Genomic DNA, 22856 nt, shown 5'->3' on the forward strand with positions numbered 1-22856 from the left:
CGTGGTAGGCCGACCTTGGTCGGCGCTTGCCGGCTGCGTGTGCCAACCAAGGTTGGCACCTACCGGAAGATGGACGCGCGGTTACTGCAGAACGAAACGCTCGATCGCCTTGGCCACGCCTTCATCGGCGTTGGTGGCGGTCTCGAAGCGCGCGGCAGCCTTCACCACATCGATGGCATTGCCCATCGCCACGCTGGTGCCGGCGTACTGCAGCATGGTGAGGTCGTTCTCCTGGTCGCCGATGGCCATCACGTTGGCGCTGTCGATGCCCAGGTGCTCGGCCAGCTTCTGCAGGCTTGGCCCCTTGCCGGCGCGGTGGTCGAATACTTCCAGGAAGAACGGCGCACTCTTCAGTACCGCGAAACGCTCGGTCAGCGCGGCTGGCAAGCGCGCGATGGCAGCATCCAGCACGTCCGGCTCGTCGATCATCATCAGCTTGATGAAGGACATGCCCGGATCCATGTCGGCCACGCGGCGGTACGACAGTGGCATGCGCGAAAGATGCGAGTCGGCCACGGTGTAGATGCTGATGTCCTGGTTGGGCGTGTACATGCGCGTGGCATCGAGCGCCTGGAAGTGCACGCCGATCTCGTGGGCAACCTGTTCGCAGTACACGAAGTCATCGAAGCTGAGCGGATACTCGACCACCGTCTCGCGCGGGCCGATGCGCTGCACGAGGCCACCGTTGCAGGCGATGCAGTAGTCATCGTCACCCTCGATGCCAAGCTCATGCAGGAACGGCGCCAGCCCCGGCACCGGGCGGCCGCTGGTCAGCACGATATGCACGCCCAGCGCGCGTGCCCGGGCGATGGCCTGCTTCACGCGCGGGGTGAGCTTGTGGGCGGGGTCCAGCAGGGTGCCATCCATATCGATGGCGACCAGTTCGATGGTCGATTGCCTGCGACCCATGTCCATCATCTTCAACCAGTGCGGGGGACGCCCATTTTAGGCCAGGCCGACTGGCAACGCCGGCCTCATGCATTGTTCACCTCTGCGCGGCGCTGGCCGGGGATACTCGTGGGGCCTGTGCGTCCCCCACCGCAGGACGGCCCTATCGACCGCCCTTCCCTGGACACTCTTTCGACGCATGACCTACCAAGCGCCCGACGCCACTGACACCGCCCCGCTTGCCCAGCAGATTGAAGACCTGATCGACGGCCTGCCCGGCGACCATATCCGCGTCGGCACGCTGCTGCATGCGCTGGGCGACGAAGGCCTGATGCTGGTGGTGATCCTGCTGTCGGCGATCTTCCTGATTCCGGTATCGATTCCCGGGCTGAGCACGGTGTTCGGTGCGTCCATCCTGCTGATCGGCCTGAGCCGCGTGCGCGACCGTCCTTTGTGGGTGCCGCAGCGATTGGCCGACAAGCAGATTGCCACCGACAAGCTGAAAGCCAACCTGGGCCGTGTCCTGAAATGGGTGCACCGCATGGAGCGGTTGTCCCGGCCGATGCGGCTGGCAGCGATGGTGCGCTCGAAGAAGATGATGCGGTTGAACAACCTGGCGCTGGTGTTCGCCACGATCCTGCTGATGCTGCCGGCCGGGCCGATTCCCTTCAGCAACACGCTGCCGGCGCTGGCGCTGATGTCCTTCGCCATCGGTTTCATCCAGCGCGATGGCGCGGCGGTGGCAGCCGGCTATGGCTTCGTGGTGGCGTCGGTGGTGTACTTCGGTGTGCTGCTGGGTGGCGTGGGCTTTGCGGCCGAATCAGTGTTCAGCGGCTTCCGCAGCGGATCATCGGCGCTGTAGAGCCGAGCATGGGCTCGGCCCTACAGCACGGGTGATGCGCGGGCAGCCGGCTACTTCGCCGACACCCGCCACACCACGTCGCCCACATCATCGGCGACCAGCAGCGCGCCCTCCGCATCGATGGCCATGCCGACCGGCGCGCCCATCAGCGTCTTCTCATCCTTGGAGGCGAACCCGCTCACCACCGCTTCCGGCCGGCCGGCCGGCTTGCCGTCCTTGAACGGCACGTACACCACTTCGTAGCCGCTCAGCGGCGAACGGTCCCAGCTGCCGTGCTCGCCGATGAAGGCACCGCCGTGGTACTTCGCCGGCAGTGCCTGGCCGGTGTAGAACAGCAGGCCCAGCGGTGCCACGTGCGAGCCGATGGCGAAGTCCGGGCGGATTGCCTTGGCCACCAGGTCTGGACGCTGCGGTTGCACGCGCTCGTCCACATGCTGGCCGTAGTAGCTGTAGGGCCAGCCGTAGAAGCCGTGCTCCTGCACCGAGGTGAGGTAATCGGGCACCAGGTCGGCACCGATCTCGTCGCGCTCGTTCACCACCGCCCACAGCTTGCCGGTACTCGGCTCCCAGTCCAGGCCGGTGGGGTTGCGCAGTCCCGAGGCGTAGATGCGGCTGCCGCTGGTGGCCACGTCCACTTCCAGCACCACCGCGCGGCGGTACTCGACGGCCAGGCCGTTCTCGGTGATGTTGCTGTTGGAGCCCACGCCCACGTACAGCTTGCTGCCATCGCGGCTGGCCAGCAGTTCCTTGGTCCAGTGGTGGTTGATGGTGCTGGGCAGGTCGGTGAACTCGCTGCCCTTGTCGGACATGCGGGTTTCGCCCGGCACATAGTGGTATTTCATGATGTTGCCGGTGTTGGCCACATACAGCGTGTCACCGATCAGCTGGATGCCGAACGGCGAGTGCAGGTTTTCGATGTACACGTGCTGGGTCCAGGTACCGGTACCCGGTGTGCGCCGCAGCAGGGTGACCCGGTTGCCGCCCTTGCCGGCCTTGCCCGAGCGCGCCTTCACCTTGCCGGCGATCCACTGCTTGGGCGTGGTGACCGGCTCTTCGCCGGGACCGTTGCCTTCCACTACCAGTACGTCACCGTTGGGCAGCGACAGCAGCCGGCGCGGGTGCTGCAGGTTGGCAGCGATGCGTTCTATCTTCAGGCCGTCGGCCACCAACGGTGCCTGTCCTTCGGCCCAGCCCACGCCCTTGGGCACCTGCATCGGCGGCAACAGGTAGTTCTCGGGTTTGGGCAGCGGTGGCTGTGCACCGGACTGGTCGGCCGGGTGGTATTCGGCTTTTCCGGCACACGCGGCCAGCGCCAATGCCAGCGAAAGCACGCCCACGGCAGGCAGGATGCGCTTAGCCATGACGGGCTCCTTGCAGCACCGGCTGCTGCAGCGAAAGCACGATGAAGCCAAGCGCGATCAGTGCCACCGTCAGCGCGGAGAGGATGGTGCCCGGCACGGCCGCCGCATAGGCATCGCGGCTGTGCACGAAGGCGTTCCAGACGGCCAGCACGATGGCGACCAGGTTGAGCAGGAAATCGAGGCGGTCGGTGCCGGTGGCGGTGCCGTTGCGGCGCCAGACCGCGAACAGGTTGATCAGCCGCGGCAGGATGGCGATCAGCAGGCCGAAGGTGATCAGCCACGCCGCCGACTTGCCCCACATCACTTCAGCGGTGTTGAGGTAGAGGATGTCGAAGATGAGGCCGGCCACGAAGAAGCCGAACGGTATCGGATTCAACAGGCTGAAGAGTGTTGTGCCGAGGCCGCGATGGGCCTGGGCGACGGGGTTGACCATGGTCGTGCTCCGTTCGGGGAAGGGGTGCACGGGCTGTAGTAGCACAGGGGGGCGGGAGGGGGTGCGATGACGCCCTGCTGCCATTGCCTGGGCCGTCGCGCACGCGCCACGCTACGTCGGTTCGGTGTCGCGTATCTCATGGAATGGCAGCATGGTCTCGAAGCCGAATTCGTGTTCCATGCTGATGCGGACCAGGCCGCCAATGGCGAACCAGCTGGTATTGGCGTGCACATCGATGCCATGCCAACCGCCCCCGGCCAGCAGATCCAGCGTCTGCGCCCGGGACATCTTTGTCCTCTCCTCCCGCAGCAGCGCGCGGCGGTGCCGTTTCATCAGCAGGCGCAGCTGCTTCACCGTGGCGATGTTGAAGGCGGTGAGCTCCGGCAGCAGCTCGGCGATGTCCGCGTCGGTCCAGTAATCGTGGCGACGGTGATACATCGACAGCACCACCTTTCGGATGGCGGCCACGGTGAGTGGGGCCATATCGGCACGGGCGCGGGCATTGGGGCGTTTCATCCGGTGTCCTCCGGGGAGCCTGGGCATGGTGGCATGGCGGCGGGGTTCCGGTGCGGGTGGATTGTGCCAACCAAGGTTGGGGCCTACCGGGGCACAGACCAGAGCGGTGCAGTCGTCATTACAAGGCGACATAAGTGTTTGTGACGTACTTGGCACATCCGCACATCGACCGTGTGAAGAGGTAGGGGGTTGTTCGTTGTGTCGCGTTTGGCTCGTTGCGATGGGGCAGATCCGCCCCGCCGTCCTGCCATGCCGATTCACAACAGAAGGATTCGTGTATGAAGCGACACACGCAACGCTCCGCGCCACCGCGCTCTGCGCGCCTGGCCTTGGCCACTGCCCTGGTGCTGGGCAGCCTGGCCGTCACCGCCCATGCGCAACAGGCCGATCCACTGGCAGGCATCCAGTGGCATCTGCTCAATACCGGGCAGACGGTGCCGGCCGATACGCTGCCGGTGGCCGGCAACGATCTCAACGTCGATGGCCTGTTCCGCAATGGCATCCGTGGCCAGGGCGTGGTGATCGGCATCGTCGATGACGGCCTGCAGATCGCCCACCCGGACCTGGCCGCGAACGTGGCGGCGGTAGCGGGCAAGAACTTCGCCAACGGCTCCAACAATCCCACGCCGTCCAATCCCGATGCTGACAACCACGGCACGATGGTGGGAGGCATCGCCGGTGCGGTGGGCGCCAACAACCTGGGCGTGCGTGGCGTGGCCCCGGCGGCAACGCTGAAAGGCTTCAACGTGCTGGCCTCCAACGCGCAGGGCAACCAGCAGAGCAACATCGAATACGCCTGGTGGGATGGCGCCGAGTCGGCCGATGTGCAGGTGTTCAACAACAGCTGGGGCGCTGGCCCGGGCAACCCCAACCTGCCCGTGGCCTACAGCCAGAACACGGTGAGTTCGTACGAGCAGGCACTGTCGGGCACGCGCGGTGGCCGCGGCGGCATCTACGTGAAGTCGGCCGGCAACAACTTCAACAACGCCTCGATCAGCCAGACCCAGGACGTCTGCACCACCGATACCAAGAACCGCAACACCGGCTGTGTGCCGGCTGGCCGCGATCCACGCAACAACCTGTTCAACGTGATCACCGTGGGTGCAGTGCGCGCCGATGGCGTGCGTTCGTCGTACTCGTCCACCGGTTCGGCACTGTGGGTGTCGGCCTTTGGTGGCGAGTACGGCCTGCAGGCGCAGTACGCACCGAACCTGGTGGCACGTGCGTACGATCCGGCCATCGTCACCACCGACGTGACCGGCTGCACGCAGGGCAGCAACAAGAACACCAACCGCCAGAACACGCTGGACAGCAACCTGTCGGCGATCGACAGCACCTGCAACTACACCGCGAAGATGAACGGTACGTCGGCGTCGGCGCCGATGGTGTCGGGCGTGGCGGCGCTGGTGCTGGAGGCCAACCCGAACCTGTCCTACCGCGATGTGAAGTACATCCTGGCCACCACGGCCACCCGCAACCATCCGAACCAGCCAGCGGTGACGCTGGCCGACGGCCGCACGCTGGTGCCGGGCTGGACGGTGAATGCAGCCAACCGCGCTTACAGCAACTGGTACGGCTTCGGTGTGGTCAACGCGGCGCGCGCCGTGCAGGTCGCCGAGAACTTCCAGTCGTTGGGCCCGCTGCTGGATACGGGCTGGCGCACCACCACGCGCACGGTGGCCATCGGCAATACCTCCGCCGCCGCCGCGCGGTTGACCTTCCAGCTGGCCAATGGCGCACGCAACATCGAGTCGGTGCAGCTGGGCTTCCGGGTGAACCACAGCAATACCCGCCAGCTGCAGTTCGTGCTTGTTTCGCCCAGTGGTACGCGCAGCGTGGTGCAGCCGGCCTTCACCGCCATCGGTTCGGGTACCAATGGCGTGCAGCGCAACTTCACCAACTGGGATCTGCTGTCCAGCAATGCCTTCCTGGATGAAAGTGCCACCGGCACCTGGACACTGGAAGTAACCGACATGGGGCAGGCCGCGAACGCTGCATCGCGCGGCAACCTCGAATTCTTCAAGATCCGCGTTCTGGGGCACTGATGATGAAGACGACCATTCTGTTGAGCACGCTCGCCTTCGCGGCGATGACCTCCCCTGCCTGGGCACAGAGCTCGGGGCAGACCCCACCGGCCCGGAGCCTGTCCACCGTGGATGCGCAGGAACTGAAAGCCTCTGCCACCGGCCGCTCGTTTGATGTGGGCGGCGCGCGTTTCCAGCTGTCTCCTTCGACCACGGTGAAGCAGGCCGCAGGCGGTCAGTTCACGATCACCCCGCAGGCGGCGGCAACCACGACCACCAGTTCGCGCAGCAAGCGTTCGCTGGATGGCGCGGCAGCAACCGGCGCTGATGCCGGCGCCGGCAAGTTCGCCGCTGCGGTGTCCAACGATGGTGCGCCGGTGGTGGCGACCTCGCGGGTGAAGGTGTTCTTTACCGATGCGGCATCTGCACAGCGCGCGGCAAAGGCCACTGGCGGCACCGTAGTGAAGGTGTCCAAGGCTGCCGGTCTGGCCATCGTGGAATACCCGTCGGTGAACGCGGCGCTGGATGCGAGCACCCGGCTGCTGTCGACTGCGGGCGTGCGCGCGGCCGAGCCGGACGTGGTGCAGTGGGAAGAGAAGAAGTGATCTAGGGCGTTGCGCGGTGCCCCCGGCCGGTTGGCTCTCCTGGCCGGCCGGGGGATTGGCGAGCGGGAGGGCGTGCCGACCAACGGTCGGCACCCACCAGAATCCCGTTGTCGGCATGCACCGGGGCAGAGTTGCGTTGCTGGGAGGCGCGCGCGTAGAGCCGAGCCCATGCTCGGCTGCTTTCCGTAGTGAATGTCGCAATCGCCACGTGGCACGAAATGCATCCCGACCTATCCTAGCCTCTCAATCAAGCCGGATACGCGGCAGAGGGTTGCACATTGGATGCCGCTATCACTGGCGATCAGTACGGCGCACTGGAAAGATTCGTTGCGGCGATTTCCGCAAGGAATCGCAAGGCGCTGTCAGAACGGTTCCTTGTTCCGGAATACGTCATCGAAGAGATCTTCGAAGTAATCAGCGACTACTTTGACGATGAAGTGACTATCACAGCCCCTCATCGGAAAATGACATTCATTCCCGGCAACCCTCGCCCACCGGTGGATGCTTATCACACCAATGCCGGGACCGTTATTGTCGATTGCTTACTGCTCGCTGACGGAGTTCCTGGCGAAGCAATCCTTCATATCGAGTTCGTGGATGACTCTGATCGTCTCCACTATCGATACATCGGCTCCTGAAGTCGAGAGACGGCCCAGAGCGCTGGGCTGAGCCGAGTATGGGCTCGGCTCTACAGATGTGCCAACCGAGGTTGGCCCCTACCAGGAGCAAGCGGGTGCCGACCAACGGTCGGCACCCACCAGATTCATTCATCGCGTGTCGACCAAGGTCGACACCTGCCAGGGCGATGCGTCGTTCAGCGGGCGGCGACGCTCGCGCTGTGCGGCAGCTTGCACGCCGCCAACGCTTCACTGCCTGCGGCCGGATGTTCCGGCTCCAGCAGCAACCGCTGCACGTCCGAGAACAGCTGCTCCACCGGCATGCCGTAGGGCGCGAACAGGCGCAGGCGACCTTGGCGGTCGAACACGTAGCCGCCGGCGATGTGGCTCATCGTGTAGGTGTCCGGCAGCTGTCCGGGCTCTTTCTCGTAGAACGCCTTGAAGTCACTGGCCATCGCCGAGAGCTGTGCCTCGTCACCGACCAGTGCCATCGCCTTCGGGTCGAACGCGTGCACATAGGTGTGCGCGACTTCGGGGGTATCGCGCGCCGGATCGACGCTCACAAACACCACCTGCAGCTGGTCGGCATCCTTGCCCATCAGGTGCTTGACCTGGCTCAGTTCGACCATCGTGGTCGGGCACACGTCCGGGCAGCTGGTGAAGCCGAAGAACAGGTAGGTCACCTGCCCTTGCAGGTCCTTCGGGCCACGCAGGGTGCCGGCGCTGTCAGGCATGGTCCAGTGCTGGCCCAGTTCCTCGCAGGCGATGTCCTTGGAATAGAAATCCATGCGCGACTGCGCGCTGCAGCCGGCCAGCAGGCCGAGTGCGAGGCCTGCGGCAAACAGCGGCAGGCGCAGGGAACGAACAACGGAAGCAACACGCATCACGGGTACCACCAACACGAGGTGGGCGCGGTCTCGGTCAGGCCTGCCCTGGGGGAAGAGAGGGCTGAGGTGCCAGGGCGATCGCGCACTCCTTGCCGATCGCCCCGGCCACGGTCAGTTGATCATCATGTGGTAGTGCATGCTCCAGATGATCCAGATCGACAACGCGACCACGATGAACAGGATCACCAGGGTGAACACGAAACTGGCGAGGTTCCAGCCACCTTCGGATTTGCGGTCCATGTGCAGGAAGTACACCAGCTGCACCAGGATCTGCGCGACCGCGAAGCCGACCAGCAGGAACAGGGTGACCGGCCGCGACAGCACCGGGTTCATCACCAGCGCGAACGGCACCACCGTCAGCAGCGCGCACAGCACGAAGCCGATCAGGTAGGACTTGGTGGAACCGTGCGCATTGCCGGCGCGCGAGGTTTCGACGTGGGCCATGTCAGAAGGCTCCGATCAGGTAGACGAAGGTGAAGACGCAGATCCACACCAGGTCCAGGAAGTGCCAGAACAGGCTCAGGCAGGAAACGCGGGTGATGTTGGTCGGGGTGAGGCCGCGGCGATACACCTGGTGCATCACCACCGCCATCCAGATCAGGCCGCTGGCCACGTGCAGGCCGTGGGTGGCAACCAGGGCGAAGAACGCCGACAGGTAGGCACTGGTGCTGGGGCCGGCCCCTTCATGGATGAGGTGCGAGAACTCGTACAGCTCCATGCCGATGAACGAGGCACCGAGCACGAAGGTCACGCCCAGCCAGCGCAGCACCGCCGCCTTGTCCAGGCGGTGCATGGCCAGCACGGCCTGGCCATAGGTGATGCTGGATACCAGCAGGATGAAGGTCTCGGCCATCACGAACGGCAGCGAGAACAGCTCCTTGCCGGTCGGGCCGCCGGCGTATGCGGTGCTGAGCACCGCATACGAGGCGAACAGCGAGCCGAACAGCACCAGGTCGGACATGAGGTACACCCACATGCCGAAAACCTTCATGCCGCCCTGTTCGTGGGCGTGGTCGTGCGCGTGGTGGTCGTCGTGGACCAGCGCATCGCTGTCCAGTTGCGGACGGGTCAACAGGTTCATGCGCCTGCCTCCTGCAGCTTGGCGTGGTTGGCCGCTTCGGTACGCGCCACCTCTTCGGAGCTGACGTAGTAATCCACGTCCTCGTTGTAGGAGCGCGCGATCAGGGTGGCGATCATCGCGATGAAGCTGGCACCGGCCATCCACCAGATGTGCCACACCAGGGCGAAGCACAGCACCAGGATCCAGACGTTGAGGATCAGCGGCACACCAGTGTTCTTCGGCATGTGGATCGGTGCGTACTTCTTCGGTGGAGGCGGCAGGCCACGCTTCTTCGCTTCGTGGAAGGCGTCCAGCTCATCGGCCTTGGGCACCACGGCGAAGTTGTAGAACGGCGGCGGCGAAGGCGTGGCCCATTCCAGCGTGCGTGCATTCCACGGGTCGCCGGTGAGGTCGAGGTTGCGCTTGCGGTCGCGCACGCTGACGTAGATCTGCACCAGCATCAGGATGATGCCCGCGAACACGAACAGCGCACCGATGAAGGCGGCGATCAGGTACGGCGTCCACGCCGGGTTGTCGTACTGGTTCATGCGCCGGGTCATGCCCATGAAGCCCAGCATGTACAGCGGCATGAAGGCCAGGTAGAAGCCGATCACCCAGCAGGCGAAGGACCACTTGCCCAGGCGCTCGTTGAGGGTGAAGCCGAACACCTTCGGGAACCAGTAGACGAAGCCGGCCAGGTAGCCGAACAGCGCACCGCCGATGATGGTGTTGTGGAAGTGCGCGACCAGGAACAGGCTGTTGTGCAGCAGGAAGTCCGCGCCAGGGATGGCCAGCAGCACGCCGGTCATGCCACCGATGGTGAAGGTGACCAGGAAGGCGATGGTCCACAGCATCGGCACGCTGAACTCCACGCGGCCGCCGTACATGGTGAACAGCCAGGTGAAGATCTTCACGCCGGTGGGGATGGCGATGATCATCGTCATGATGCCGAAGAAGGCATTGACGCTGGCGCCGGAGCCCATGGTGAAGAAGTGGTGCAGCCAGACGATGAAGGACAGGATGCCGATCGCCAGGGTGGCGCCGACCATCGACTTGTAGCCGAACAGCTTCTTGCGCGAGAACGTGGCGGTCACTTCAGAGAAGATGCCGAATGCCGGCAGCACCAGGATGTACACCTCCGGGTGGCCCCAGGCCCACACCAGGTTCACGTACATCATCGGGTTGCCACCCAACGTGTTGGTGTAGAAGTTGAAGTCCAGGTAGCGGTCCAGGGTGAGCGCACCCAGGGCTACGGTCAGGATCGGGAAGGCGGCGATGATGATCACGCTGGTGACCAGCACGGTCCAGGTGAACACCGGCATCTTCATCAACGTCATGCCCGGCGCACGCATGCGCAGGATGGTGATGAACAGGTTGACGCCGGTCAGCAGGGTACCGATGCCGGAGGCCTGCAACGCCCAGATGTAGTAATCGACACCGACCCCGGGACTGAACTCGATGCCCGACAGCGGCGGATAGGCGACCCAGCCGGTCATCGCGAATTCGCCAACACCCAGCGAGATCATCATCAGCGCAGCGCCGACCACGAAGATCCAGAAGCTGAAGGCGTTGAGGAACGGGAACGCCATGTCGCGCGCGCCGATCTGCAGCGGCACGATGATGTTCATCAGGCCGACCACGAACGGGGTGGCCACGAAGAAGATCATGATCACGCCGTGCGCGGTGAAGATCTGGTCGTAGTGTTCCGGTGGCAGGAAGCCATCGCTGCCCGGCCCGGCCGCCGCCAGCTGTGCGCGCATCATCAGTGCATCGGCGAAGCCGCGCACCAGCATGACCAGCGCGACGACCACGTACATGATGCCGATTTTCTTGTGGTCCACCGTGGTGAACCAGTCGCGCCAGAGCACGCCCCACAGCTTGAAATAGCTCACCGCGCCGAGCAGCGCGAGGCCGCCCAGCACCATGGCTGCCAACGTGACCACGACGATCGGCTCGTGCAGCGGCACGGCCTCCCACGTCAATTTACCCAACATGTTCGTTACTCCTGGGAAACCTGGGCACCGCCGGCAGCGCCCGCCGGGGTTGCAGCAGCGGTGTTCTCACCGACGCCGATGAACTGGTCGATGACCTTCTTGAACAGCAGCGGTTCGACGCTGGAGAAGTGCTGCACCGGCGCGTTCTTCGATGGTGCGGCCAGCGCCTTGAACTGCTCGAAGCTGAGCGCATCCGGCGCGCTGCGCACCTCGGCCACCCAGCGATCGAAGTCTTCGTTGCTGCTGGCGGTGGCGATGAACTTCATGTTCGAGAAGCCATGGCCGCTGTAGTTGCCGGACATGCCACGGAACTGGCCGGGCTCGTTGGCGATCAGGTGCAGCTGCGTGCGCATGCCGGCCATCGCGTAGATCTGTCCACCCAGCTGCGGGATGAAGAAGGTGTTCATCGTCGAGTTGGAGGTGATGTTGAACGCCAGCGCGCGGTTGGCCGGGAAGTTGAGCTGGTTGACGGTGGCGATGCCCAGGTCCGGGTACACGAACACCCACTTCCAGTCGGTGGCGATCACGTCCACGTGCAGGGGTTCGCCGGCCACGTCCAGCGGCTTGTACGGATCGAGCTCGTGGGTGGACTTCCACACGATCACCGCCAGCACCGCGATGATCAGCAACGGCACGCCCCAGACCACCACTTCCACCTTGGTGGAGTGTGACCAGTCCGGCGTGTACTTCGCCTTGGTATTGCCGGCGCGGAAGCGCCAGGCGAACACGAAGGTCAGCACGATGGCCGGCACGACGACGATCAGCATCAGGCCGATGCAGATCAGGATCAGGTCGCGCTGTGCGATCCCGACCATGCCCTTCGAATCCAGCAGCACCCAATCGCAGCCCGTCAGGGCGATGCAGGCCAGGGCGACCAGCGCCAGGCGGATGCGGTTCCAGCAGATATTCATTGGTGGTCAACCCTGTTGAAGATGCGCGCTTGACCGGCTCGCCTGCGCGCAGCGCCCGGGCGTGGAGCGGCTACACTGTGGGTACGAGGTCGCCTACAAACAGGCGAGCCACTCCAATCAAGCCCATACAAGATACAGCATTGTATGGACTTGTGCATCTGCACGTATGGAAAAATCCGACCGATGACGCCTCCTGCTGCCGGCCGCCGCCTGAAACACCCCAACCGGACCTGGGTCCGCCCGTTCCGTGAGGGCGCAGGACCGCTGTACCTGCAGATCGCCCAGCAGGTGCGCGAGGCGGTGGACGATGGCGTGCTGCGGCCGGGCGATCGCCTGCCGCCGCAGCGCGACCTGGCCCAGCAGGTGGGGGTGGATCTGACCACGGTCACCCGCGCCTTCGCCGAACTGCGCCAGGCCGGCCTGCTGGACGCGCAGGGCGCCGGCGGCACCTTCATTGCGATGTCCGCCGGCAACCGCAGCACCTCGGTCGACCTGAGCATGAACATCCCGCCGCTGCTGGGCAGCGCGCCGTTCGCACAGGGCATGGAGGCCGGGTTCCAGCACCTGGGCCAGCAGCTGGGCCAGGGCGAGCTGATGAGCTACCACGTCGGTGCCGGCAGCCGCGACGACCGCGCTGCGGCCGTGCAATGGCTGGCGCCGGTGCTCGGCCCGGTAGGCGCCGAGCGGGTGGTGATCTGCCCCGGCGCGCAGACTGCGCTGTGCGCACTGATCCTGGCCCGCACCCAGCCGGGTGAACTGATCGCCGCCGAGCAACTGACCTATCCGGGCCTGCTGGCCGCTGCGCGCGTGCTGCAGCGGGGCGTGGTGCCGGTGGCGATGGACGCCGAGGGCATGCTGCCCGATGCCCTGGACGAAGCCTGCCAGCAGCGCCGGCCGCGCCTGCTGTACCTGGTGCCGACCATCCAGAACCCGACCACGGCGACGATGTCGGCGCAGCGCCGGCAGGCCCTGCTGGCGGTGGCAAGGCGGCACGAACTGACCGTGGTCGAGGACGATCCCTACTGGCTGCTGGCCGGCGATGCCGCCCCGCCGCTGGCCGCGCTGGCCGACGGTGGCTGCCCGGTCTACTACATCTCCACCCTGTCCAAGTGCCTGGCCCCCGGCCTGCGCACGGCCTACCTGGTGGTGCCGGGCGGCGAGCCGATGGAGCCGGTGCTGGACGCCCTGCGTGCGATCGCGCTGATGCCCACCCAGTCGATGGTGGCCGTGGCCTCGCACTGGATCCGCACCGGCCAGGCGCAGGCGATGGTGCAGCGCTTCCAGCAGGAACTGCGCGAGCGCCAGGCCATTGCTGCCCGCTACCTGCCCGCCCGCCGCCAGGCCCACCCGGCGGGCCTGCATGTGTGGCTGCCGTTGCCGCCGCGGTTGGACCAGTACCGGCTGATCCAGGCGGCACAGGAACAGGGCCTTGGCATTGCCAGCTCCGACGCCTTCAGCGTGGAAGAACCGCCACCGGGCAACGCCATCCGCCTGTCGCTGGGCGGTGCGGTGGATCAGGACGCACTGGCCGGTGCGCTGGCCAAGCTGAACGAGATCCTGTCCGAGGCGCCCGACGCGCGGCATTCGGCGATCGTCTGAGCCATCCGTGGGCCATGCCCATACAAGATGATATCTTGTATGCAATGTATGGACGGAGGATGCGCCGCAGATGGCCGCCGACAAACTGAAGTTCCACCTGGTGATGGCCGGCTGCGGCGGGTTCGTCGTGCTGATGCTGGCCGCCCTGGCCTGGGTCTGCCTGCAACCGCAGACCGTGGATGTGCAGGCCGCCGAGCGCCACGCCATTGAACAGTGCCTGCAACGCAGCGAGGACGCGGCGCGCAGCGAGATCCAGCGCCGCGCCCAGGCCGACTCCTGCCGCGAGATGCGCAAGCAGTACGTGCACAAGTTCGGCGCGGACGGCTCCTGATGGGCGCAGCCGCGCCGCGCCCACGCCGTTCGATGCTGCCGGTGATGATCGCCCTCGCCTGCCTGTTCATGGCCGGCGTGGCGGCGGCACTGTGGCAGTACTTCGGCTATGGCGAGCAGTCCACGTTTGCCGAACAGGCCATCGTCTTCGATGACTCGCAGCTGCGGTTGCCGGCGGAACTGGCCGGCGACACCGGCCGCATCCGCGTGGTGCATTTCTGGGACCCGGCCTGCGGCGTGTGCAACCGCGAAACCGGTGCCCACCTGAGCTACCTGATCAGCATGTACCGCCGCGCCGGCATCGACTTCTATGCCATCCGCCGCCCCGGCACCCAGGGTGAACTGCCCGAGCCGCTGCGCAGCAAGGTGATCACCCTGCCGACCATCGATGGCATCGGGAACATCCCGGCCAGCCCGGCGGTGGCGATCTGGGACCGCCAGGGCCGCCTTGCCTATGCCGGCCCGTACAGCATCGGCATGGTCTGCAATTCGGCCAACAGCTTCGTCGAACCGTTGCTGGACAAACTGGTGCGCGGGGAAACCGTGCGCCCGAAAGGACTGCTTGCCGTGGGCTGCTATTGCCCCTGGCAGGCCCAGCGCTGAGGACGCGCGATGACATCACCGACGCTGGCTGGCGCAGCCGCCACACACAACAACGGCGGTCACCTGTCCGAACCGACCGATGGTTATGGACAGGCTCCCGCCGTTGGAAGCAACGATACGCCCCGACATCCTCCGTACATGCCGCGACCCGATGTCGCAGGGCCTGGCATTGCAGGGCTGGGCTGGGTGCAGGACGTGCACGTGCACAGCGGCCCGATTTACCTGCGCATCGTCAACACGCTGGAACGCACCATCAATCGCGGTGGCCTTGCGCCCGGGCAACGGCTGCCCTCGCAGCGCGCGTTGGCGCAGCAGCTCGGCGTGGATCTGACCACGGTGACCCGCGCCTTCGATGAAGCACGCAAGCGTGGGCTGATCGAAGCACGCGGGCCACAGGGCAGCTTCATCGCGCCGCCCAAGGCGGGCTTTGACCAGGCCGTCGATCTCAGCATGAACGTGCCACCGGTACCCGACGCCGATGCACTGGCGGAAATGCTGCGTCGAGGCGCAGCGGCGGTGCTTGCGCGCAGCAATGCGCCGAACCTGATGACCTATCACCTGGGCGGTGGCAACCCGACCGACCGTCACGCGGCGGCGCGCTGGCTGCAACCGATGCTGGGCACGGTGGACGATGCTCGCCTGCTGCTGACCGAAGGCGCTCAGGTGGCACTGGCGGCGATCCTGCTCAGCCAGGGGCGCGAGGGTGATGCGATCCTCTGCGACCGGTTGGTGTATCCGGGCCTGCTGCAGGCCGCCGCCGCACTGGGACGGCGGCTGGTCACGGTGGAGGGCGACGAACACGGCATGTGCCCGGAGGCGCTGGCCCGCCGGGCGCGGGAATGTGGCGCGCGCCTGGTCTACCTCAACCCCACCTGCCAGAACCCGACGGCGCTGACCGTGCCCACCGCGCGGCGCGAAGCGCTGGCGCGGGTGCTGGAGCGCGAAGGCCTGCTGGCGATCGAGGACGATCCGTACTGGCATCTGGCCGTCACCGCACCCATTGCGCTGGCGACGCTGGCACCCCGGCACGTGTTCCATGTAGCCACGCTGTCGAAAGTGATCAGCCCCGGCCTGCGTACCGCGTTCGTGCAATGCCCAAGTGCCGCCCACGCCGAGGCGATGGCCACCGCACTGCGTGCCACTCGGTTGATGGGTCACCCGCTGGTATCTGCACTGGCCAGCCAGCTGCTGCTGGATGGCTCGGCGCAGGCGCTGCTGGCGCAGGTGCGCGAGGAAGCGCGCGAGCGCACGCGGATGGCGCGGTATCTGCTGGCGCCCTCATTGCTGGAGCGCGCCGATGGGCTGCATGCGTGGTGCCGCGTGCCAGCGCCGTGGACCGACGCCACGCTGGTGCGTACGGCGCAGCTGCAGGGCCTGGCGATCGCGCCTTCATCGGCGTTCTGTCCGCCGGGCGCGCCGTTCGCGAGCGGCGTGCGGCTGTCGTTGGGATTGGCTGCGGACCGGCGGCAACTGGAAAACGCGCTGCGGCGGATCGATCGGTTGTTGTTGTCCGATGCGTTGCCGGCAATTGACCGCTAGTGGAAGGGCATCCACGCATGGCGTGGATCTACTGGGCCTGTTCCGGTAGATGCCAACCTTGGTTGGCAATGCCCGTTCACGCCATGCGTGGGTACATTTGCAATCGTTGCCACCCCATTTCAGTAGATCCACGCCATGCGTGGATGGGTGTTGCACCTGGTAGTGCCGGCCGCTGGCCGGCAACGGCATGCACACTACGGCCATGAGGTTGCCGGCCAGCGGCCGGCACTACCCCAGCGCGGCCAACGCCTGCACCAGCGCATCCATCTGCGCGGGGCGGGTGAACACCGATGGTGTCACCCGCACGCAGGCGCCGGAGTCCAGGCCATCGCGATGGGTGGTGAATATCCGATGTTCATCCAGCAGCCGTTTCTGCAGCGCCAGGTTGTCTTCCACCGAGGCATGGCCACGCAGGCGGAAGCTGGCCAATGCACTGGCCAACGCCGGATCCGGTGACGACAGCACCTCGATATGCGCCATCTGCCGCGCCGCCACCGTCCAACGCTCACGCAGGTAGCGCAGCCGCGCCTGCTTGTTCGCTGCGCCGATGCGCTGATGCAGCGCGATGGCCTCCGGCAGCGCCAGATAGGCGGCGAAGTTGACCGTGCCGGTGTGCACGCGACTGCCCACGCGGCCGTCGTCGGTCTCACCCATGTACGGATCCAGGTCGGCCACGCGTCCTTTGCGCACGTACATCGCGCCCACGCCCACCGGTGCGCCGATCCACTTGTGCAGGTTGATGCCAACGAAATCGGCCTTCAGGTCCGGCACCGCGTAGTCGATCTGGCCAAAGCCATGTGCGGCATCGACAATCACATCGATGCCGCGCGCCCGCGCACGCTCGGCGAGCTCGGCCACCGGCAGCACCAGCCCATGGCGGTGGCTGACCTGGGTCAGCAGTACCAGTTTCAGGCGCGGCAGGCGCGCGAACGCCTCATCGTAGGCCTGCAGGATCTGCTCATGGGTGGGCACCACCGGCAGTGCGATGCGCTCGACCTGCACGCCACGACGCTGCTGCAGCCAGCGCATCGCGTTGATCATGCTGTCGTAGTCGATGTCGGCGTACAGCACCTGGTCGCCCGCGGCCAACCGGTTGTAACCACCGATCAGCGCGAGCATCGCTTCGGTGGCGCCACGGGTCAGCGCGATTTCGTCGGCGCCGACGCCAAGCATGTCGGCCACCTGCCGATGCACGGCCAGGTACTGCGCCGGGAACGCGTGGCGACCGTACCAGGCATTGCCCCGGTTCACTTCGGCGGTATGCCGCTGGTAGCTGGCCAGGGTCTGCTTGCCCATCGCGCCCCAGTAGCCGTTCTCCAGGTGGTTCACTTCATCGGTGATGTCGAAGTGGCTGGCGACGGCGGCCCAGTACGACTCGTCACGGGCCAGCACATCCGGCGTCGTGGAAGGTGCAGGAATGTCCATCGGCACAGCGTAGCGCGCGGCGGCCATGGCAGGCAGTGAAGACAGCGTCGCAGCGGCCGGCAGCAGCGCGCCGGCACGCAGCAGGGAACGGCGGCGGCTGTCCATCAGAAGCTCAGCCGGTACTGCGCGTACACATTGGCACCATCGGTGTCGTACGGCGCGTTGCGCGAATAGATCAGGCCACGGCTGGCCTGGAAGGTGGCTTCATCCGGGTAGCGGTCGAACACGTTGTCGGCACCCACGCGCAGGCTGTGGTGTTCGTTGATGCGATAGCCCACGGCCAGGTCGAGGAAGGTCATCGCACCGAACTGCTGGTAGATATCGCCGGTAGCATTGCCGGTGGAGTCGGTCCACTTGCCGTAATAGCGCACGCGTGCCATCAACGACCACGCGCCGACGTCCCAGCTGCCGGTGAAGCTGCCCTTGTGCTCGGGCAGGCGGTCTTCGAACAGCACGCGCTGGGTCTCGTTGGTGGCCACCGAGGTGCTGCCGTTGTCGACGCGGGTCTGGTTGTAGTTGTAAGCCAGGGTCAGCGTCATCCGCCCTGCGCCGAGGTCGCGCAGGTAGTTGCCGACCACATCCACGCCGGTGGTGGTGGTGTCGAAATCGTTCGTGAAGTAGTTCACCGAGGTATAGCCCAGCGGGTTCGGCGTGCCGGCCGGAATGGCGAAGCTGGCCGACTGGCTGAAGCGGTCGCTGAGCGTGATCCGGTAGACATCGACCGACCCGGACAGGCCCAGGTCGGTGCGCCAGGTCAGGCCCAGCGAGGCCGTGCGCGATTCTTCCGGGGTGAGCGGCTTGGCACCCAGCAGCTGCGCCAACGGATCGCTGGGCGACAGGCGGCCGCTGGTGAAGATCTGCAGCGTGCGCGTGTCCAGGCCCTGGGTGGTGCTGGTGGTGTTGAGCTGGGCCGGCGTGGGCGCGCGGAAGCCGGTGGAGAGCGTGCCGCGCAGCGCCACGTCCGGGGTGATCGCAAAACGTGCCGACAGCTTGCCATCCACCGTGCTGCCGAAGCTGGAGAAGTCTTCATAGCGACCGGCCGCGCCGATGCTCCAGCGCTCGCCCAGCGGCACTTCCATGTCCACGTAGGCGGCCTTGCTGCGCTGGCTCCACTGCCCGGCCTGGCTGGCCGAGAAGCCCGGTGCGCCGTTGGAATTGGCTTCCAGGCCCGCCGCAGCGCCACGGCCCACCGCATACGAGGCCGGGTCGCCGGCGCGCACCTGGTAGGTCTCCTGGCGGAATTCGGCACCGAAGGCGACGTTGACCGGCTTCGACAGCGCAGCCACGTCCCATTCGTAGTTGAAGTCCGCATTGGCGTTCTTCTCGGTCTGGGTCAGCCGGCCGAGGTCGAAGGAGGTCGGGCTGTCCGGGCCCAGCGAGGCGTTGATGGAGTTGTCCAGGCTGTAGTCGATGGCATTTCGGCCATACGAGGCGCTCAGGTCCCAGCGCAGCTTGGGGGTGATCTCACCCCGCAGGCCCGCGACCAGCTGCAGGTCATTCTGGGTGTTGCCGTACTGCGGGCTGAAGCCCACCGGATACAACGAGCGCAGGTTCCAGCCCGGGAAGATGCTGGTCGTGCGGTACGCACCGGTGGTGGTATCGGGGTTGCGCCAGTTGAAATCACTGACGCCGTCGCTGTGGCTGTACAGGCCGAAGGCATACAACTCCAGGGTGTCGCTGGCATTGGCCTTCAGGTTGAAGCCCACGCGGCGGCTTTCCAGCTCCGGCTGGCCCCAGCGCTGCACCGGGTTGGGCACGTCCAGTTCGGGATGCGCGGCCTGGAAGGCGATGGCGTCGGGACGCTGGCGCGTGCGTGAGGTCGCGTCGGAGTTCGACGATTCGGCGAACAGGGCGAGGCTGCCGTAGTCACCCAGCGCCCAGCCGGTGCGCGCACTGAAGTCGCGCGAGGCGCCATCGCCCTGCGCGTACTGCGAATAGCCCGCAGTGATCTCGGTACCCGGGCTGTCCTCCAGGATGATGTTGATGACACCGGCGATGGCATCCGAGCCGTACTGCGCCGACGCCCCATCGCGCAACACTTCGATGCGCTTGATGGCGCTGGTTGGAATCTGCGCCAGGTCGGCGGCCTGTGCACCGCGGTTGCCAAGCAAGGCACTGCGATGGAAGCGGCGGCCGTTGACAAGCACCAGCGTCTGGTCCGGCGACAGGCCACGCAGCGTCGCCGGGCGCACGAACACTTGGCCATCGGCCATCGGCAGGCGCTGCACCACGAACGAAGGCACCAGCTGTGCCAGCACATCCTTCAGGTCGGTGGAGTCGACCGACTGGATGTCCTGCTTGGTGAATACGTCCACCGGCGCCAGGGTTTCAAACTGGGTGCGGTTGGAGGCGCGGGTACCGGTGACCAGCATCGCATCGAGCTGGGTGGGTGCAGCGGCGTTGCCACTGCTGCTGGTGCCTGCCGTTCCGGCATCTGCAGCGATCGCGCCTCCTGCGCTGACCAGACCAAGGGCGAGGAGGATGGAACGCGACAGCTTCGAACGATGCACGGCAGGACTCCGGGAAGGCACGACAGGGCCAGGTGGGACCTGGACAAGGCGCGCAGTCTCGGGGCGGGATGTGAAGCAGCGATGACGTGGAGACGACAGTTGCGACCACTGGAGGTGCAGCCGCCGCCCATGCCGGGCTCTGTGCTATCCGGCAGTGTCGTCGTCGAAGCCGAAGACGGCGGGCCGCGCCGTGCGCAGCGGGATGAACAGCGCGATCGCGAAAACGAACAGGAAAGGCGCGGAGAGGATGGCAGTGTCCTCGGTTCCGAAGGCAATCAGGTTCACCTGCAGTTGGCCGATCCACTCAAGGTCCATGAGCACCAGCACAAGGCCACCGATGGTCGGGCACGGCAGGCCGCCATGGCCTGCCATCAACAACGTGGGCGCCAGCAGTGCTGCCAGCAATGAGAACATCACCCGGTACAGCCAGGGGTCCCCGCGCCAGCGCGGTGCCCGCCGCCACATGAGCACCAGCAGCGCCAGTGGCAGCAGCGCCGGCAGCAGGGCAATCGCAATGATCATCACCATGCGGCGATCTGCGCGGTCTGATTGATAGCGGTGACTTCCGGCATGTCCCTGGCCTCGATCGTGTCCATGAAGATCGCATTGTTGCCGGTGCAACGGCAAACGCAAAGCCCGGCCGGCGCAAGAACTGCTAAGCGTCCCACCCCGTCGATCCGGTACGCTGCCCGGCATTCGAACGAGGGACAGCGCGATGAGCGCAGCCGGCAAAGCGTTGTGGTACATCGAAAGCCATGCCGACAAGCCGCTGGCGCTGGCCGACATCGCGGCAGCCGCCGGATTGTCGCCCTTCCACCTGTCACGCCTGTTCCAGGCCCGCACCGGCACGTCGGTGGTGCGCTACCTGCGTGGACGCCGCCTGACCGCCGCCGCGCAACAGCTGGCCAACGGTGCCGGCGACATCCTGCAGGTGGCGTTGGCAGCCGGTTACAGCACGCATGCCGCGTTCACCCGTGCCTTCTGCGAGCAGTTCGGGCAGACCCCGGAGCGCGTGCGCGAGCGGGGCCTGCAGGAACTGGCACTGGTGCACGCGATCCGCCTCGACGACGCGCCACAGGCCTGCACCGAGGCGCCCAGGCTGATCGACTGCACGCCCTTCCAGGTGGCCGGCATCGGCATGCGCCACAGCCGCGACAGCGGCGGTGCGATTCCCGGGCAGTGGGCACAGCTCAATCGCGAATGGCCAACACCGGCGCCGGTCAGTTTCGGTGTGTGCTGCAACAGCGACGACGAGGGTGGCTTCGACTACATCGCAGCATTGCCGGTGAACGCACTGCCATCGGTGCCTGCACACTGGCAGCGGGTGGATGTGCCTGCGCGCCGTTACCTGGTGGCCTGGCATAGCGGCCATATCTCCGCCATCCGCTCGACCTGGTTCTGGCTGCTGGACCAGTACCTGCCGGCAAGCGGCCTCCACCTGGCCAACGCGCCGGATCTTGAACGCTATGACACCCGCTTCGACGAGCATACCGGCCATGGCGGCGTGGAGATCTGGCTGCCGGTCGATCACCGTCCTGACTGACCCGGAGAAACCGATGATGCGCGCGACACGATGGATCCTGACCCTGCTGTTGGCTGCTCTGGCGCCGATGGCGATGGCGGCCGCTCCCACCATTGCCGGTGAACGTCATGGCGTGACAACGCTGAACAGCGCGGCGATCCGCGATAGTGCGCAGCGCGACGTGCTGCGCTTCACCGTGTGGTACCCGGCAATGCCAGGCAGCGAAGAAACGCCGCTGACCATCGGGCCACCGGATGCGCCGCTGTTCGAGGTAGGGCGCGCGGCGAAGGACGCCCCCATTGCCGGCGGGCGCCTGCCAACCCTGTTGCTGTCGCATGGCAATGGCGGCACCGCACGCATGATGGGGTGGCTGGGCACCGCGCTGGCACGGGCTGGCTACCTGGTGATCGCCGTGGACCACCCCGGCAACAACGGCGCCGATGAGATGACGCTGGCCGGCAGCGTGCTGACCTGGCTGCGCGCCGACGACCTGAAGGCGGCGCTGGCGGCCGTGCAGGCCGACCCGCAGCTGGGGCCACATGTTGATGCGTCGCGGCTGGGCGTGGTGGGTTATTCCGCCGGTGGCTTCACCGCACTGCTCAGCGCCGGCGCACGGCCGGACATGACGCGGCTGCTGGCGTTCTGCCAGGCGCACCCGGACGACGGCGTGTGCAGGCCGCAGCAGGAAGCGGCCGCGCATACGATGGCGGCGCGTCTTGCTGCGGCGGCGTCACCACAACTACAACCGTACGTGCAGCATGCACAGGATGATCGTTCGATTGCCGGCGTGCGCGCGGTGTTCGTGCTGGCGCCCGCCATCGTGCAGGCGTTTGCACCGGAGCAGCTGAAGGCGTTGCGGCAGCCGGTGATGATCGTGCTGGGTTCAGCGGATGAAGTGGCGCCGCCGGTGACCAACGGTGATGTGGCGGCGGCGCTGATTCCGAAAGCAACGCTGCACGCGCTGCCCGGTGTCGGCCACTACGATTTCCTGTCTGCCTGCACGCCACTGGCAGATGAGCGGCTGCAGGCGCTGTGCATGACTGCGGTACCGAAGGTGCAGACGCATGCGGTGGCGGTGGAAGACGCGGTGCGCTTCTTCGGGGAAGCCTTGCGCTGAAGACAGTCGAGCACGGCTCGATGCCAGGGCTGGCAACAACGATTCGTTGCACA

At 66.2% G+C, this 22856-nt stretch carries 22 protein-coding genes; 10 read left to right on the forward strand and 12 right to left on the reverse strand.

The features are described 5' to 3' along the window. Nucleotides 1-81: 81 nt before the first annotated feature. Entirely contained in the window at nt 82-915 is an 834-nt protein-coding gene (gene yidA, locus AC07UW_RS10525) for a sugar-phosphatase (RefSeq protein ID WP_495212011.1), read from the reverse strand. A gap of 172 nt (nt 916-1087) precedes the next feature. Between yidA and AC07UW_RS10530 the strand changes: the two genes are divergently transcribed. Continuing rightward, nucleotides 1088-1750 (forward strand): exopolysaccharide biosynthesis protein, encoded by a 663-nt coding sequence (locus AC07UW_RS10530; protein WP_495212012.1) that lies wholly within the window; start codon nt 1088-1090, stop codon nt 1748-1750. A 50-nt stretch (nt 1751-1800) separates the two neighbouring features. On the opposite strand, the gene AC07UW_RS10535 is transcribed toward AC07UW_RS10530, so the two are convergent. From AC07UW_RS10535 to AC07UW_RS10545, 3 genes are all read right to left on the reverse strand, one after another. Continuing rightward, nucleotides 1801-3111, reverse strand: a complete 1311-nt coding sequence (locus AC07UW_RS10535) for a PQQ-dependent sugar dehydrogenase (RefSeq protein WP_495212013.1) — start codon at nt 3109-3111, stop codon at nt 1801-1803. Beyond that, entirely contained in the window at nt 3104-3544 is a 441-nt protein-coding gene (locus AC07UW_RS10540; protein WP_025877408.1) for a DUF2231 domain-containing protein, read from the reverse strand. The genes AC07UW_RS10535 and AC07UW_RS10540 overlap by 8 nt, the downstream gene beginning before the upstream one ends. A gap of 111 nt (nt 3545-3655) precedes the next feature. After that, nucleotides 3656-4060: a hypothetical protein gene (locus tag AC07UW_RS10545; RefSeq protein WP_495212014.1), complete on the reverse strand. Its 405-nt coding sequence runs from the start codon at nt 4058-4060 to the stop codon at nt 3656-3658. A 278-nt stretch (nt 4061-4338) separates the two neighbouring features. Here AC07UW_RS10545 and AC07UW_RS10550 point away from each other — a divergent pair, with 278 nt between their 5' ends. From AC07UW_RS10550 to AC07UW_RS10560, 3 genes are all read left to right on the forward strand, one after another. After that, nucleotides 4339-6105, forward strand: coding sequence for a S8 family serine peptidase (locus AC07UW_RS10550; RefSeq protein WP_301909067.1), 1767 nt, complete (start codon nt 4339-4341; stop codon nt 6103-6105). Then, complete coding sequence (locus tag AC07UW_RS10555; protein ID WP_495212015.1) at nt 6105-6689, forward strand: S8 family serine peptidase; 585 nt, start codon at nt 6105-6107, stop codon at nt 6687-6689. The genes AC07UW_RS10550 and AC07UW_RS10555 overlap by 1 nt, the downstream gene beginning before the upstream one ends. Before the next feature lie 278 nt (nt 6690-6967). Next, entirely contained in the window at nt 6968-7327 is a 360-nt protein-coding gene (locus tag AC07UW_RS10560; RefSeq protein WP_223496993.1) for a hypothetical protein, read from the forward strand. A gap of 176 nt (nt 7328-7503) precedes the next feature. Here the strand turns inward: AC07UW_RS10560 and AC07UW_RS10565 are convergent, their stop codons facing one another. From AC07UW_RS10565 to cyoA, 5 genes are all read right to left on the reverse strand, one after another. After that, nucleotides 7504-8190 carry an SCO family protein gene (locus AC07UW_RS10565; protein WP_313250039.1) on the reverse strand — a complete coding sequence of 229 codons (687 nt, stop codon included), beginning with the start codon at nt 8188-8190 and terminating at the stop codon, nt 7504-7506. A gap of 114 nt (nt 8191-8304) precedes the next feature. After that, nucleotides 8305-8637: a cytochrome o ubiquinol oxidase subunit IV gene (gene cyoD, locus AC07UW_RS10570; RefSeq protein WP_025877422.1), complete on the reverse strand. Its 333-nt coding sequence runs from the start codon at nt 8635-8637 to the stop codon at nt 8305-8307. Between the two features lies 1 nt (nt 8638). Next, on the reverse strand, nt 8639-9274 hold the full coding sequence (cyoC, locus tag AC07UW_RS10575) for a cytochrome o ubiquinol oxidase subunit III (RefSeq protein ID WP_080353828.1): 636 nt from the start codon (nt 9272-9274) through the stop codon (nt 8639-8641). After that, nucleotides 9271-11247 carry a cytochrome o ubiquinol oxidase subunit I gene (gene cyoB, locus AC07UW_RS10580; RefSeq protein WP_025877427.1) on the reverse strand — a complete coding sequence of 659 codons (1977 nt, stop codon included), beginning with the start codon at nt 11245-11247 and terminating at the stop codon, nt 9271-9273. The genes cyoC and cyoB overlap by 4 nt, the downstream gene beginning before the upstream one ends. A 5-nt stretch (nt 11248-11252) precedes the next feature. After that, nucleotides 11253-12158 (reverse strand): ubiquinol oxidase subunit II, encoded by a 906-nt coding sequence (gene cyoA, locus AC07UW_RS10585; protein ID WP_025877429.1) that lies wholly within the window; start codon nt 12156-12158, stop codon nt 11253-11255. Nucleotides 12159-12341: 183 nt separating this feature from the next. Between cyoA and AC07UW_RS10590 the strand changes: the two genes are divergently transcribed. From AC07UW_RS10590 to AC07UW_RS10605, 4 genes are all read left to right on the forward strand, one after another. Continuing rightward, nucleotides 12342-13757, forward strand: coding sequence for an aminotransferase-like domain-containing protein (locus tag AC07UW_RS10590; protein WP_478034195.1), 1416 nt, complete (start codon nt 12342-12344; stop codon nt 13755-13757). A gap of 70 nt (nt 13758-13827) precedes the next feature. Then, nucleotides 13828-14088 carry a hypothetical protein gene (locus tag AC07UW_RS10595; protein ID WP_025877432.1) on the forward strand — a complete coding sequence of 87 codons (261 nt, stop codon included), beginning with the start codon at nt 13828-13830 and terminating at the stop codon, nt 14086-14088. Further along, nucleotides 14088-14690: a DUF6436 domain-containing protein gene (locus AC07UW_RS10600; protein ID WP_495212016.1), complete on the forward strand. Its 603-nt coding sequence runs from the start codon at nt 14088-14090 to the stop codon at nt 14688-14690. The genes AC07UW_RS10595 and AC07UW_RS10600 overlap by 1 nt, the downstream gene beginning before the upstream one ends. 9 nt (nt 14691-14699) lie before the next feature. Beyond that, nucleotides 14700-16229: an aminotransferase-like domain-containing protein gene (locus tag AC07UW_RS10605; RefSeq protein ID WP_495212017.1), complete on the forward strand. Its 1530-nt coding sequence runs from the start codon at nt 14700-14702 to the stop codon at nt 16227-16229. A gap of 228 nt (nt 16230-16457) precedes the next feature. Here AC07UW_RS10605 and AC07UW_RS10610 read toward each other — a convergent pair whose 3' ends face one another. From AC07UW_RS10610 to AC07UW_RS10620, 3 genes are all read right to left on the reverse strand, one after another. Further along, nucleotides 16458-17759: an aminotransferase class V-fold PLP-dependent enzyme gene (locus AC07UW_RS10610; RefSeq protein ID WP_495212018.1), complete on the reverse strand. Its 1302-nt coding sequence runs from the start codon at nt 17757-17759 to the stop codon at nt 16458-16460. Next, the gene (locus AC07UW_RS10615) at nt 17759-20164 is read right to left on the reverse strand and encodes a TonB-dependent receptor plug domain-containing protein (protein ID WP_495212019.1); all 2406 of its coding nucleotides are present in this window, start codon (nt 20162-20164) and stop codon (nt 17759-17761) included. Before AC07UW_RS10615 ends, AC07UW_RS10610 begins: the two co-directional genes overlap by 1 nt. A 144-nt stretch (nt 20165-20308) precedes the next feature. Then, nucleotides 20309-20911, reverse strand: a complete 603-nt coding sequence (locus AC07UW_RS10620; RefSeq protein ID WP_495212020.1) for a hypothetical protein — start codon at nt 20909-20911, stop codon at nt 20309-20311. On the opposite strand from AC07UW_RS10620, the gene AC07UW_RS10625 reads away from it, so the two are divergent. After that, complete coding sequence (locus tag AC07UW_RS10625) at nt 20880-21707, forward strand: AraC family transcriptional regulator (RefSeq protein WP_495212021.1); 828 nt, start codon at nt 20880-20882, stop codon at nt 21705-21707. The two genes, AC07UW_RS10620 and AC07UW_RS10625, sit on opposite strands and share 32 nt — an antisense overlap. A gap of 67 nt (nt 21708-21774) precedes the next feature. Then, nucleotides 21775-22803, forward strand: coding sequence for an alpha/beta hydrolase family protein (locus AC07UW_RS10630; protein WP_495212096.1), 1029 nt, complete (start codon nt 21775-21777; stop codon nt 22801-22803). Nucleotides 22804-22856 lie beyond the last annotated feature (53 nt).

This window comes from Stenotrophomonas sp. GW821-FHT02D01 (assembly GCF_059421765.1).